The following is a 14,250-nucleotide window of genomic DNA, read 5'->3' as shown; positions in this document are numbered from 1 at the left end:
GTGAACGTCATCCCCTCCTCTAGCTCCAGGCCATCACCTGCCCGCCCGAAGTGCAGCACCTGCGGCGGCTCATGCATCTGCGTGCCGATGCCGTGACCGCAGTACTCACGAACCACCGTGTAGCCACACTGCTGAGCATGCTTCTGTATCGCATTACCCACATCACCCAGCGTCGCCCCTGGCCTAACGGTTGCTATGCCTTTCCACATCGCCTCGTAGGACTGCACTACCAAGCGTCGGACGAAGGGAGCCACCTCACCGATCATGTACATCTTGCTGGAGTCGGCGATGTAGCCGCCCTTTTCCAGGGTGATATCGAGGTTGACGATGTCGCCACGCTTCAGCCGCTGATTCGCTGACGGTACGCCATGACAGACGACGTGATTGACGGAGCTGTTGAGTGCGAACCGATAGCCGTATTGCCCTTTGCTTGCCGGGCGTGCCTCCAGCTGGTCGATGATGTACCGCTCGACGATGTCGTTGATCTGCATCGTAGAGATGCCCGCTTCCACCCACTGATCGAGATAGGTGAAAACCTGCGCCAAGAGACGCCCGGCTTCGCGCATGATCGCGAGCTGCTCCGGGCTCTTCAGGGTGACTCGGTCAGTCACTCGCCACCTTCCTGAGTTTGCGCCTGCGCTGCTTTCATCCGCTCTTCGATGAGCTGACTGTAGGACTTGCCTGGATTTGCTTCCGCCAGCATTCCTATGCGGATCCAGAACGCTGCCTGAGCGTTGATGGACCGTTCCATCACCGCGCTCGCCCGACGCACCTCCTCGTGCAGGCCATCGTCAATTTTCACAATACCCATGGATACTCCCGCGATATACGAAACGTATACGTATCATATATAGTGAACCTCGGGAAGGTCGTACTCGGTCGGAGCTTCTCGGTCACCGCGCCGGAAGCGTTTACCGCTCGAGGGGCACGGGCTCCCGCGCTGCCGGCGCTGAGGATCTAACAGCGCATCTTGATGTTTGAACAAGGCCCGGAGAGGTGCTTCACGAGGGAAACAGAGCTGCTCCGGGCCTAGTTCTGGTGAGGAGCAACCTATGGGCACGTAGCGTCATATGCGCACACCCACATCATCAGTTGCTCATCCTGAACGGCGCCTAGCGCAGATCCACCTCTTCCAGAATGAACAGCCCCGTCTCGATATCGCTGACGAGCAAACGTCCACTCGGCAGGTACGGATAGACACCCCAGGCCCCAAAGAAGTCTGGGCTATCCGTTCGGGGCACCGTGTCGAAGAACCCGATCTGCGTGGGCTCCGCGGGGTTGGAGATATCGAGGATGGTGAGGCCTCGATGGTAGTTCGACATGTAGTAGCGATCGCCCTTCACGAACCCGTTGTGGTCGACGGCGGGGGTAGGCCCGACCCAGACGCCCGCCAACCTCGGCGCGAACAGGTCACTGACATCCAGGATGTTAAGCGTGGTGTTGACCCCGAACGTGCTCTCATCTCCCTCGTCCTGAATGAAGATGAAGTCAGCGTTCTTCGACCACCACCCGGAATGGGCGTAGGCCACCTGGGGGTAGGGCGTGGCGCTCATGAGGACGGGGTTGTCCTTGTCGGTAGTGTCCCACAGGTCCACGGTGTTCTCGTTGTAGTCGATGAACACCTCACACAGGCCGCGTCCGGGGCCGCAGCGCTGGGCTGCCTCTCCCTGGAGGGTGATGCTGGACGCGTCGTGTACGTACTGCGCGCCCACCGGCGGCCGTGTCACCTCCACAGGATTGAGAGGATCGCTCAGATCGAGCACCCGAAACGCGCCACTCGCGCGATTCGACCCGAGGATGTACGCGTAGGGCGTGAGCCCCTCGAGCACCTCCCCGGTGCTGTAGTCCACATTCGAGATGTAGATGTTGTGCGCACTGGCGAAGCGGCGATAGGTATTGGCCAGCGAGATATTGAAGGGCAAACCGGCGAGATCGATGATCTGCAGACCATCGTTGGTGGCATCGGACACGACGTAGGCATACCCGCGCCAACGCCCCTCGTTCTCATCGAAGAACTGCACCACCTTGATGTCACGCCAGATGGTCTCGGCACCGGGAATGGTGCCCACTTCACGCGGCCGGCGCGGCCAGGTGACATCGATCACCGCCGTGCCATTGGTGAGACCGACCAGCGCGTACTCCCGACCGTTGTTTAAGTCAACGAAACCCCAGATATCGTTGATCTCGAAGGGATCGGTGCTGAAGGTGCTGCGCTGCTTCACGCCGAGCAGCCCGACGTTCTCGCAGGGGAAGGGCCCGACCCGGCCGCCGACGCAATCGATCCGCGCGGGGGCCATGGCGACCGCATCGATCTCCCGTCGATCTCGGCGTACTCGGGGGCTTCTGGCTTTGCCGTCGGCGATCAAGGCGATGCCCCGCTTCGCCAGGCGCTCACGAAAGCGGGCGGGCACACCCGTCACGTACGTGTCCGGTTGGCGCTCGTCGCGGTTCATGAACCCGTCGGCGCGACGGTAGCCTCCCCACACGGGGACGACGTCGCTCGCGAGGGCGAAGGCGTCGGCCGCGTCCACCTGGTAGGTGCCCTTCGACAGGGCGACGATGTCGCCCTTGGCCGCCCGATCCAGGGCGTAGCGGACGCTGCCGCACGGCGCCTGGGCGTCCGTGCAGTCGCCCGCGTCAACGCCATCGGGCGCGACGAAGCGAGGGGTGCGATCGCCGTGCGCGAGGGCCACGCCGGCCAGCAGGGTCATCAGCAGGGCGCCGGCGCTTGCTAATGATATCTTTTGTCTCATTTACCTTCTCCTTGGCCTTGAGAAGCCGCTGAGAACTGCCGTTTTCTATCGAACAACTGGTTCCCTTCGACCTTTCACTATCCTTAGCTTGTGGCCCGCGCTCGCATCGTACCGCACGGATCGCGTGTCGCGGATCGGTGACAGGACCGAGCACCCGCTCCAGACGCGAGGCGCCCCCCGGTGGCGCGCCGCTGAGTTGCCGCCAACGGCCGCAACGGCCAAGTCGCGCGGCGCGTCGGCGCCTTCCCCAACCCTGTAAGCAGAACTTCCAATCCGATGAACCCTTCGTCCGCCCGAGGGGACGCATAGGAGAAGGTGCCTTCACACGCACCGGACATGTGGTTCGCTAACCGGTCCGCCAGCGGTGGGCCTGGCGGCGTTTTCAGCAGGAGAACAACAAGATGAGAACACTCGTGTTGCTACTTGCCCTCGGCGCGTCCGCGGGCGCGTGGGCGATACCGATATGGTCCGAGGGGACGGGGTCAGCCGTGCAGAACGTGGATGGAATCGTCACCTTCGACGCGATCGCCAACCACGACGACCTGTCCGGCTTCCAGGAGAATGGCGTATCCGTGACCGTCGCTGATGCGGCCTTTGTGGGCTTCGACCCCACGGGCGGCCGCGGCGGTTTCAACGACGGCTTCTTCTACGCCAACGGCGGCGCGATGGCACCGTACGTGGTGGATGTCGGGGGCGCTGATCTGCTCGCCGTGGAGTTTACGGTGGGCAGCGGCTTCGCCCTCGATCGCCTCCTCGGTCACACGCAGCTCTACTACGAGACCTTTCGCGATGGCGTCTCCACGGGCAGCGGCAGTGCGGCATTCACGCTCGGCGATGTGTTCGGCCTACGCGATAGTGCTGGGTTCGACGAGTTGCACCTGTTCAACGTCAATCCTCGTCAGGGCGACAAGAACGCCCTGGCTATCGACTACCTGACGATCGAACGAGCGGTGGTGTCTGAACCCGCCGTCCTCAGTATGGTCTTCGCAGGGCTGTTGCTGATGTTCACCGCCAGGCGCCGATAGCTCACGACGACCCTTGCGCGCGGCCCGGTTCCGCGGGCCGCGCACAACCCAACCCCAGCGCTGGGCGCATCGCGCTAGAACTCCATAGGACACGTTCCCCGCCACGGCCACCAACAGAATGCCCGCAGCCCGACGAGAAGCCCCCCACCCCCATCTGCTACGCTCACAACGCTAGGGGCGAAGTCGCCCCGGGGCCAGCTGCGGAGAACTCGATGCGCGCCAAGGAATTACTGTGGTTTGTCGGACTATGGGCCGGAGGCGTGGCGAGCGTGGCGCTCCTCGGCGCCCTGATGCGCTTGGTGCTCTGAAGTCGCTTCGCTAGATCAGCCCCTGGCGATCGAGACGGCCTGCCCATGCGAGATGTGACGCAACTGCTCGAAGCCCACCGCGGCGGCGACGCGGCCGCCCTGGCGGAGCTCATCGAGCGCCTCTATCCGGTGCTCAAGCAGCTCGCCCGGCGCCAGCTGCCCGCCGGTCGCGGCCGCTACACCCTGAACACCACCGGCGTGGTCCACGACGCCTTTCTGCGCTTCGCCGACAACGCCGAGTGCCAGTGGGTGAGCCGCGACCACTTCTACGCGTTCGCCGCCCGCGTCATGCGCCAGGTGGTGGTGGACCATCTGCGCGCGCGCTCCGCCGCCAAGCGCGGCGACGGTAAAGCGCCCATGACCTTGCAGGAAGAGTTGGTCGCCTCCCCCGACAGCGCCCCGCAACGCGCCCTGCTCATAGACCAGCTGCTCGACGGTCTTGGCGACATCGATGAGCGCCTGGTGCAGGTGGTCGAGTGCCGCTACTTCGCTGGCTTCACCGACGATGAGACGGCCGCCGCCCTCGGGGTGACGGCGCGCACGGTACAGCGCGACTGGCAACGCGCCCGCGCATGGCTGGAGGTGGCCGTGAGCGAGCACCGCGAAGGTGCCGACGACACCCCGCCCGGCGCAAGCACACCGTGAGCGACCTGAGCGAACGACAACACCTAGACCGTTTGTTGAGCGCCGTGCTCGACTGCGAGAGCGATGCCGAGCGCACCGCGTGCCTCGACCGTCTCTGCGGCGACGATCCCTCCCTGAGGGCGTCCCTCGAACGCATGCTTGCAGCCTGCCTGGGCGAAGGCGGTCTGCTACGCGACGGTGACCTGCAGAGTGACGGTGCACTCGACGGCCTCACCAACGCGTTAGACGACGGCGCGGCCCCGAGCACGGGAGACACGGGCGAGCGCGTCGGCCCCTATCGCCTGCTCGAAGAGCTCGGCCGCGGTGGCATGGGCGTGGTGTGGCACGCCGAACGGGCCGACGGCGCCTTCGACCAGCAGGTCGCACTCAAGCTCGTGCACGGCGGTCTGGGCGCCGGCGCCTTAGCCGAGCGCCTGGTGCGCGAACGCCAGGTCCTGGCCCGCCTGCAACACCCGGGCATCGCGCAGCTCCTGGACGGCGGCATCGACGAGCGCGGCCAGCCGTGGTTCGCCATGGAGTTGGTCGATGGCGAGGAGATCACGCGCTACTGCCACGAGCACCAGCTGGGCTTACGCGAGCGGGTGGCGCTGGTCGAGGAGATCGCCCTCACCGTCGACTACGCCCACCGCCACCTGCTGGTCCACCGCGACATCAAGCCCGCCAACGTGCTCGTCGACGCGGCCGGTCGCCCGCGCCTGCTCGACTTCGGCATCGCCCGCCTGCTCGACGCCTCGAACCAGGAGGGCATGCTCACCCTCACGCAACATCAGCAACCGTTCACGCCGCGCTACGCGAGCCCTGAGCAGCTCCTCGGCGACACCCCGGCCACGGCGTCCGACGTCTACCAGCTGGGGTTGCTCCTGTTCGAACTGATCACGGGCGAGCCCGCGTTCGACGCCACCGAGACCACGCCTTCCGCCATGGTCAACGCCGCGCATAGCCGCGCGCCGGCCCAACCGAGCCGCCTGACGACGGTGCCGAAGGACGTCGACGCGATCGTGATGACGGCGACGCGACCGGAGCCTCCACGGCGCTACCTCTCCGCCCGCGCCTTCGCCCAGGACCTTCGCGCCTGGCTCGACGGCCACGCCGTGGCCGCCCGGGGCGATGCGCTCACCTACCGCGCCCGGCGCTTCGCCTCCCGCCATCGCCTGGGGGTGGCCACGGCCAGCCTGGCCGTGCTCGCCACCATCGGCCTCACGGCGGCCCTCGCCTGGGGCATCGTCAACGCGGATCGCGAGCGGCGCCGGGCGGAGGCGACCGGGGCTTTCCTGGCGGACACCTTGCGCGGCGCCCAGCCCTACGTCGCCCAAGGCCGCGACACGGCCCTGTTGGAAGCCCTCCTCGAGGATGCTGCTGAACGCATCGAGACCGAGCTTGCCGACCAGCCCTACGCCGCCGCCGACGTGCACATCACCATCGCCGAGACCCTGCGCGTGCTCTCGGACTACGAACGGGCGCGCAGCCATGCGGCCGCGGCGGCGGACACCTTCGTCGCCCAGCTCGGCGCCAACGCCAAGGAAACCTTGCGCGCCCAAGACGTGCTGGCGTTGATCCTCTGGGATCTCGGCCGCTACGAAGATGCGGAGTTGCTGGCGAGAGACGTCCTCACCCGCGCCGAGAACACGCTCCCGGACGACGATCCCGTCCGCGCTCAGGCCGTCAACACCCTCGGCCTGGCTATCCGCGCCCAGGGGCGACTGCAAGATGCCGAGCCCTACTATCGACAGGCGCTGGACGCTGCGCGCCGTGCATCGGGCCCCTACTCGCACCAGGCCTTGGTCGCCCTCGGCAACCTAGCGTTCTTGCTCGCTGAGCTGGACCGCCTCGGCGAAGCCGAGCCCTACGCCGCCGAGGCGGCGAAGCTCGCCCGCGAGCACCTCGGAGAGAACGACCCGGACACGTGGCTGGCGGTGGACAAGCTCGGGTCCCTGCTGAGCCAGCAAGGACGGGGCGAGGAAGCGCTGCCGCTGCACCTCGAAGCGAGCGAGAACCTCGAACGGATCCTCGGCCCGCGCCATTCCACGACCCTCGGCTCACAGTACGCCACCGCCACGGCCCTGCGCCGCCTTGACCAGCACGAGCAAGCCATCGCCATGCTGGAGCGCATGGTGCCGATCATCCGCGCCGAGTACGGGCCGCGCAGCCGCTTCATGTTCCCCACCTTGAACCAACTGGGCCAAGCCCTGCTGGCCAGCGGCCAGGCGGGTCAGGCGCAGGTGCATCTGGAGGAGGCGCTGGCGATCGCCCGGGAACTCCTCGGTCAGGATCACCATCACTGCGCGGTGATCTCCATTCAATTGGCGGACGCGGTGATCGACACGGACGGCACTTCGGCGCCACGGGCGAGCGCCTTGCTGGCGGCGGCGCGCAGCATCCTCGAACAGCGGTTCGGCAGCGACGGCAGCCATCGGTTCTTCGAGGACCTGGTGCGGGTAGAGGCCCGCTTGGCGGCCGGTGGGGTCGCGAGTCAGATGTGATCGCAGGCACGTCTGTCGGGGTTTCGGTGCGGAATTCGTAGAGGTAGGTGAAGGCTCGCCGCGAGCGCGCTGGACACCTTTCCCATGGCCCAGCTGCAAGGAGCACGCCGCCATGCCTCACGACGAATTCACCGCGCTTCGCCGCACCGTTGCCCGCCGCGCACACCCTAGCTCGACCGGCATCACCCTCGCCGCCCTAGCCCTCCTCGCAGGCTGCGCGCAACCGGTCCCGGACGGCGAAGGCCTCGACGCAGTCCCCGTGTTCGCCGGTACCCCCGCCCGGCCGGATCCGCTCACCCCCAAGGACGTGCCCATGCACCCGTTCCTGGCCGAGCAGAGCGCCTTCCACGACGACCACTACAACTCGGACACCACCGACTTCCCGGCGCCCCTGGGGCTCGCCCCCCGCGTCCGCTCCCGCGCCTACTCCCTGTGCGGCACGCCGCGCGTGGACTCGCAGGGTCGCATCGTCACCCAGTGCGGCAACCCCGCCTTCGCCGTCGACCCCACCGCGCCCCCGAGCCTCCTCTATCTCCTCGACGGCGACACCCTCGAGGCGCTGGCGGCCACCGAGTTCATCACCGGCGAGTTCACGGGCGATGAGATCGGCGGCGGCAACTACCCCCACGTGCTCGCCGACGACACGGTGATCAACGGTGGCATCTCCGGTTTCCTCGAGCAGTACGCCCTGGTGGAGGACGGCGACGGCCTGCGCTGGGAGTTCACCCAACCCCAGGACTTCCGCGCCGGCATCCCTGCGGGCGATGCCCTGTTCGACGTCATGCCGGACTTCGACAACCGCTACTGGTACGCCACCGTGGGCGGCGACGCGGTGGGCGGCGTCACCGTGGGGGTGGTCGAGGAGGTCGGCGTCGGCCTCGAACCGAAGACCACATTCCTGGCGGGCGAGCAGGTGGAGAACGGACTGGCCGTCGGCGAAGACGGCGTGTACGTGCTCACCACCGAGGCCCTCTACGCCTTCAACGTCAACGACGCCGGCGAGCCACTCCAACGCTGGCGCGAGGCCTACGACTCCGTGCCCAAACCGCCCGAGTCGGGGCTCTTCTCCGAAGGCAGCGGCAGCACGCCCACGTTGCTGGGGCGTGAGTACGTGGCGATCACCGACAACGACTCCCCGCGCATCAACCTCCTCGTGTTCAAGCGGGGCGACGATGTGGTCGGCGAGCGCCTCGTGTGCAAGGTGCCGCTGTTCGCGCCGGATGCGAGCGCCAACGATCTCTCCGTGATCGGCCACGAGCGCAGCCTCGTCGTGACCAACTGGTACGGGGCGGCGCCGCCGATCGAGATCGCGCCCGGCATGACCGTGCCGCCGCTGATCAGCGACTTCCGGGGCCTCGCCGGCGGCATGACGCGCGTGGACGTGCGCGAAGACGAGAGCGGCTGCGACGTCGTGTGGGAGAACCCGGACATCCGCACCACGTCCGTGCCGAAGCTATCCACCACCACGGGCCTGATCTACCTGCTAGGTCAGCGCATCGACGACATCACCGAAGCACAGACACCGCCGATCGACGCCTACTACATGCAGACCGTGTCCATGGCCACGGGCGAGATCGCCTTCGAGGTGCTCACGGGCACGGGCCCCTACGCCGCGGGCGGCGGCCTCACCACCACGATCGGCCCGAACGGCGCCTTCTACCAGGCCACCGCCGGCGGCTTGCACAAGGTGCAGGACGAGGCGGAGGGCGCCCGCTACTGGGTGCGCTATCGCCGGATGCTCATCTCGCCAGCGTACCGGGAGTTCTGGGCAGCACTTAGTGAGCAGTACTCGCTGGAACGCACGCGCGAGGAGGACATTCGACGCACGGACTGCAACCAGGAGACGTTGCTGACCTCTGTGCTGGCTCTCCTCGGCGGGGGCCTCCCCGTCTGCGATGTGTTCGGCTCGCCGTAGCGAGCGGCGCCAAGTCCCCTCACCGCTCGTCGGATGCTAACAAGCTCACCAGGTGAGTTCGCCCGACGAGCGGTGGCCGAAACATGTCGGAGTTTCACGGGCGTTTTCGTTTTCATGCCTGAGGGCGCGCTCCCTGAGCAATCCACACGCCTTCGACATGACACCGATAACACCAATGAGGTACACAACAATGAACATCAAACACTCCATCACCACCGCGGCCCTGCTTCCGCTCGCCCTGCTCACCGCCGGCAACGCCAACGCCTTCTTCGGCGATTTCTCGCAAGAGACGGACGGCATCTCCATCACCAGTTCCAACTTCAACAACGCGACGCTGTTGAACGAGGTGAAGGTGGTGTGCCCGAACTCCGGCTGGCTCCTCGCCCAGGCCGATGCGACCTTCCAACTCGAAGCCACCGCCGTCGGCTCCACCGTGTGGATCCGCTACAGCATCACCAATGACGGCGACAACGGCATCGACAGCAGCCACGACCGCAACCTGCAGGCCTACGTGTTGGAATCTGCCCACGCGGTGCCGGGATCGATCATGCGCATGGATCGGTGCGCGGCCGGTGAGGAGATCTCCTACCGCTTCGTGGCCCAGCGCGTCAGCAACGCTGAGTCGACGACCGCGGCCTTCGGCGCGCGGATGCACGTGCAGTTCTTCCGTCGGGAGATCTAGCAACCGTCAGACGCTTTGGGACGGGTCACCGCGTCGGCGTGGTGCCCCGTCCCGCGGCGAACGCTCAGTTGCGCACCACCGTGAAGCCCGAGGGCGCGGCCTGCACGATCTGCCCGTCGCTGTAGACCACCGTGCGCGCCTCATCGTCGAAGTTGTAGACCACGTAGGTGGTGACGCCCACATCCTCGAAGGCCAACGCAGCCGGGTAGTTCGCCGTCAAGGCGCCGGTGCCCGTTTGCACCTGGCCGAGCGCATCGAGCGTGCGCAGCCAGTGATACGTGTGGGCCCGGGTCTCGCCTTCCTCCGGTGTGTAGGACGGCACACTGTAGTAGTCGGCGATCGCCGCCTCGGCGTCGACCAACGCCTGCACGGCCCACCAGATGTCTGGCCACTGGCCAGGCGCAAGACCGGAGGGGCGGCCGTTGCCGCTCTCCGTGAGGCCCAGGGCCACGTAGTCGCGCAGATAGTCCGGGAATATCCCCAGGTGCAGCAGCAGGGGGCTCGTCGGCAGGGTTTGGATCCCCAGGATCTGCGCGAAGGCGCCGCTGAAGAAGGTGGAGAACACCGCCCCGTCGCCCCACACGATGGAGGTGGCGATGCGGTCGTAGGCGGGCGGGAAGTTATCTGCGTCGGCGCCGGGGGCGTTGTAGCCGTCGATGTTGTTCCAGTACTCCCAGTAGGTCGCCGCGGTGGAGGCGTGCAGGTACATGCCGCGCTCGGCCAGGCCCCCGTCACCAGTGACCAGTCCGTACAACACCATCGCGCCGTAAGCGCTGGCCGCCTCGGAGGTCGACTCGTTGTTGTTGCCGCGGGCGAAGTTCACCGCACCGGACGCCCAAGAGAATCCATTGGCGGGATCGAAGTGGCGCAGGTACGGGAACATCGGATCGTCGCGGCCGCCCGCGTAGTCACGGATCAGCAGCTCCACCACCGGGCCGTACCGATCGTCGCCACACCAGGCGGGCTCCGTGCGACAGATCGCCGCGGCCGCGCGCACGAAGTAGCCGTAGTGGAAATGGTGATCGTTCAGCTGCTGGTGGGAGGCGAAGGACTCCTCGAAGCCGAGCAGGGTGTTCCAGTCATCGTCGAAGACGAAGTACTTCTGCACGTCCAGGGAGCCGTTGTCGTCGGCGGTGAACCAGTCGGCGAGCTCGCGCTTCAACCACTCGCGCAGGCGGGTCGCCTGCTCCGTGAGGCCCGCCTGGTCCGCCAAGGTCATCAGGGACGCCACCTTGCCGTAGTTCTTGCCGGTGAAGTAGGTGTCCGTGCGCGGGTTCCACGCCGCCTCACCCTGGGCGATGAACGCGTCCACCAGGCTGCGGAGCACCTGCGGATCCAGGCTGTCGTCGAGCAACGGCAGGGCCGGCAGGGCGCCCACGTAGGGCATCGTGTAGGTGAATTGCGCGGTCTGCGCGAAGCGCGTGAGGCCGCGCGCGCTGCGCACCTCGTAAGGCGTGGTCGCCTGCGTCGAGCGCTTCCAGTGCAAGGGCTGCAAGCCCGCGAGGGTCTCGACCGGTGCCCCAGCGGCATCGCGGTAGCGGTGGGTGACGGCGACGCTGTTGTCGGCGCGGTCGACGGCGTAGGTGATGTCGACCCCGTCGACCACGCGGCGCGCGAAGCCCTCGAAGAACTGGGTCAACGACTGCGCCGGCACGCCGCCGAGGGCTGGCAGGTAGGTCACGGTCATCTCGCGCGTGGGGCTGGAGACGCCGATCTCGTTACCGCTCACGTTGCTGAAGCTCGTGCCCGCATCGCCCGTGATGAGGAAGGCGTTGTAGTTGCCTGCCACGTTGGTCCAGACGCCGAGGCTGTCGCCCTGCTGGTAGAAGGTGCCCTTCTCGCCGCCGTCGCCGCGCAAGGTGCGCACCACGAAGTCGCCGGCGAAGGCGCGGAGGTACACGTAGGGTGAGCCGTGGACGAAGGTTGCCTCCATCACGGCAGCGCCCTCGCTGTCCTGCCACTGCACGGTTGCGGAGCCGTCGCTGAAGTCCTTGAGGAACGCCTCGAGCGATGAGAACTCCGTGTTTCCCACGGCGATGCCGTCAAACACCTCCGCGAATGGGTCGGGGATCGGGTAAAGAAAATCGTTGCCCTGCACCCGCAGCCCCGAGGGAATGCCGGCCAGACGCACCCCACGGTCCGAGACGCGCGCCGAGATGGGGTCCGGGGTGATGTAGGCCGCGTCGTTAGGGTCCCCCGTGGTCATCTCACCGAGGAAGGACACGGAGCCCCACCAACGATGGGTCATCGTGGGCTGCTCGGCGGCGGCGTCCGTGAGCTGTGGGAACAGCGGCGTGGGATCACCGATGGGCGTCTGCGTGCCCGTGTCGCACCCGGCGATGGCGGGCAGCACCACGCCCGCGTTGAAGATGAAGTTGCCGAAGTCGAAGACGCACAGGTAGCTGGCCGGGTTCACCGTGTCCGATACGCTGCCGGCGCCGAAGGGCAGGATCATGGCGCCCGCGGGCAGGTCGCCCGGCGGTGGCTCCGTGGGCGGCGTCGCGCCATCGGCGATACCGGTGAATCGCACATCGTCCACGCGGAACACGGTGCTGCGCGTGCCCGTCGCCCAGATCACGATGCCCGTGTTCACGCGGGTCAGGTCCAAGCCGCCCGCGACCAGGTCTGCGAGCGCGATGGTCACCGTCTCCCAGCCCGCCTCACCGCGGCTGCCGAGCAACTGATCACCAGAGGTGCAAGGGAAATTGCAGTCGAGCTTCACGGTGAGCGCGCTGTCGCCGGAGATCACCTTGACGTCGAAGCGCAAGCTGCCCTCAGCGTAGTCCGAGAGATCCACCACACCGTCGGTGGAGATGAAGACACCCGCAAAGGCGCCGCTCGCGGCGTGGGCGATCTCGAGCACGTCGCCCCGCTCGCTGTCGGCGACGACGCGCCAATCGATGCTCGGGCAGCCCGCGCCGCCGTCGTTATTGCACTCAGCGAATCCGATAGCCTCGTCGAAGGCGCTGATGCCCCGGCTCCAGACGGGCCCGACAACGCCACCGTCGAGGACCAGGAGATCCCCGGCGCCTTCCTCCGCGGGCACCACGGTGACCATGCGCGCGCTGGTGGATGTGTTACCCACGGCGTCGCGGGCGGTGAAGATGAGTTCGTAGACGCCAGGCACGTCGACATCGACCTCACCGGAGCGCTCCACCGCCACTGCGCCGTCGATTGCGTCCTGGGCCTCCGCCCCCGCGTCGACATAAGCCGTACCTTGCGGCTGACTGACGTTCGTGGCGCCATTGAGCGTGATGATCGGGGCGGTGGTGTCCGCCACCACGACGGTGCGCGTCGCTGAGCCCGTGTTGCCAGCGCTGTCGGTGGCGTTGTAGGTGAGCGTGTAGGCGCCCGCCTCGGCGGTCACCACCGTGCCCGTCACGGTCACCGCCACGGTGCCGTCGACGTCGTCCGTGGCCGTGGCGCCGGCGTCGACGTAGTCCGTGCCCTGCTCGTGCACGGCAGGGCTCACGCCCTGCACGGTGACGATGGGCGCCTGCGTATCGCCGACGTCGATGGGCTCAGGGTCCGGTGCGACGGGCGCTGTGGCGCCGCCGCCACCTCCGCCGCAGCCTGCCATCAGCAGCGTGATGAGAAGGCACGCCCCCATGCGGCCTTCCTGGGCACGGGGGAAGATGCGCGCTCGGGCGCTCGGTGCGATCGACACGGAAATCTCCGGGAGCGCTGCAGTTCCGTTGCAGCTCGGGCCGTCATTCGACCGCAACCATGACAACGTTGTCAAAACGCTCGCCCGCGTGCTCCGCATGGTCGTCGCCCTGCCAATCTGGCGTTCATCCACCATCGAAACGACATCGGCGTGCCCCCTGCCTCGCTGAGGCGGCAACAAATGGCCACCCTGGGCGGCACGAGCGGCCGCAATCAGCGGCACACGCCGTAGCTATACATTCCCTTACCTGCAGTCGTCTGATTGCATTCGAGTTCACTTCGCAACACTGCGTTGGCACAGGGATTGCTTTTGCTGGACCGCTATCCACTCTTCTACCGGAGGAATCCTAATGAGTGAAATTGCAGGCATTGGCGCCAGTGGATTCGATGCAGCCGCAATGACAGACAGGATCAGCCAGCGCTTTCAAGCGGCTGACCAGGACGGCAGTGGCGATATCTCACAGGTCGAATTTGCAGATGCATTAGCTGGCCAAGGCATCGGTGATGCGACAGCGCAGAAGGTGTTCTCACAGCTCGACGCCGACGGCGATGGACTGGTCACCCAGGCAGAGCAACGCGCCGGTGTGGAATCCATCGCAAGTCGCCTACAGGAGTACGCGGGTCAGCCCGGTGCCCCGCAGCCGATGCAGGCGCTCACGTCGCTCCTCGATGCCATCGCCTCCTCTGCGGAGGACGCAGATACCTCCAGCGAGGCACAAACGCTGCTGCAACAGCTACAAACCTCGGGGCCGGCGGGCGAGACCGTCAGCGAGGTG

10 protein-coding genes are annotated in these 14,250 nt (G+C 66.8%); 6 read left to right on the top strand and 4 right to left on the bottom strand.

Annotated features, from left to right (window positions below; genetic code table 11):
- The 3 genes from map to AAF184_21145 form a co-directional block, all read right to left on the bottom strand.
- On the bottom strand, positions 1-566 hold a 566-nt coding region (map, locus tag AAF184_21155), incomplete at its 3' end, for a type I methionyl aminopeptidase (protein ID MEO0424858.1).
- Positions 567-607: 41 nt separating this feature from the next.
- Positions 608-811: a ParD-like family protein gene (locus AAF184_21150; GenBank protein ID MEO0424857.1), complete on the bottom strand. Its 204-nt coding sequence runs from the start codon at positions 809-811 to the stop codon at positions 608-610.
- A gap of 301 nt (positions 812-1,112) precedes the next feature.
- A complete protein-coding gene (locus AAF184_21145; GenBank protein MEO0424856.1) occupies positions 1,113-2,753 on the bottom strand; it encodes a choice-of-anchor B family protein in 1,641 nt (546 codons plus the stop codon).
- 401 nt (positions 2,754-3,154) lie between these two features.
- On the opposite strand from AAF184_21145, the gene AAF184_21140 reads away from it, so the two are divergent.
- The 5 genes from AAF184_21140 to AAF184_21120 all read left to right on the top strand — a co-directional run bounded on the left by AAF184_21140 (position 3,155) and on the right by AAF184_21120 (position 9,808).
- Positions 3,155-3,778: a hypothetical protein gene (locus tag AAF184_21140; GenBank protein ID MEO0424855.1), complete on the top strand. Its 624-nt coding sequence runs from the start codon at positions 3,155-3,157 to the stop codon at positions 3,776-3,778.
- A gap of 353 nt (positions 3,779-4,131) precedes the next feature.
- Complete coding sequence (locus AAF184_21135; GenBank protein ID MEO0424854.1) at positions 4,132-4,731, top strand: ECF-type sigma factor; 600 nt, start codon at positions 4,132-4,134, stop codon at positions 4,729-4,731.
- Positions 4,728-7,211: a serine/threonine-protein kinase gene (locus AAF184_21130; protein MEO0424853.1), complete on the top strand. Its 2,484-nt coding sequence runs from the start codon at positions 4,728-4,730 to the stop codon at positions 7,209-7,211. Before AAF184_21135 ends, AAF184_21130 begins: the two co-directional genes overlap by 4 nt.
- 112 nt (positions 7,212-7,323) lie before the next feature.
- The gene (locus tag AAF184_21125) at positions 7,324-9,126 is read left to right on the top strand and encodes a hypothetical protein (GenBank protein MEO0424852.1); all 1,803 of its coding nucleotides are present in this window, start codon (positions 7,324-7,326) and stop codon (positions 9,124-9,126) included.
- Between the two features lie 190 nt (positions 9,127-9,316).
- A complete protein-coding gene (locus tag AAF184_21120) occupies positions 9,317-9,808 on the top strand; it encodes a hypothetical protein (GenBank protein MEO0424851.1) in 492 nt (163 codons plus the stop codon).
- Between the two features lie 64 nt (positions 9,809-9,872).
- Here the strand turns inward: AAF184_21120 and AAF184_21115 are convergent, their stop codons facing one another.
- Complete coding sequence (locus tag AAF184_21115; GenBank protein ID MEO0424850.1) at positions 9,873-13,475, bottom strand: glycosyl hydrolase; 3,603 nt, start codon at positions 13,473-13,475, stop codon at positions 9,873-9,875.
- Between the two features lie 397 nt (positions 13,476-13,872).
- Here AAF184_21115 and AAF184_21110 point away from each other — a divergent pair.
- On the top strand, positions 13,873-14,250 hold a 378-nt coding region (locus tag AAF184_21110; protein ID MEO0424849.1), incomplete at its 3' end, for an EF-hand domain-containing protein.

Source organism: Pseudomonadota bacterium (assembly GCA_039815145.1).
In the GTDB taxonomy this organism is placed as follows: domain Bacteria; phylum Pseudomonadota; class Gammaproteobacteria; order Steroidobacterales; family JBCBZW01; genus JBCBZW01.
This window is presented reverse-complemented; position numbering and strand designations above follow the sequence as displayed.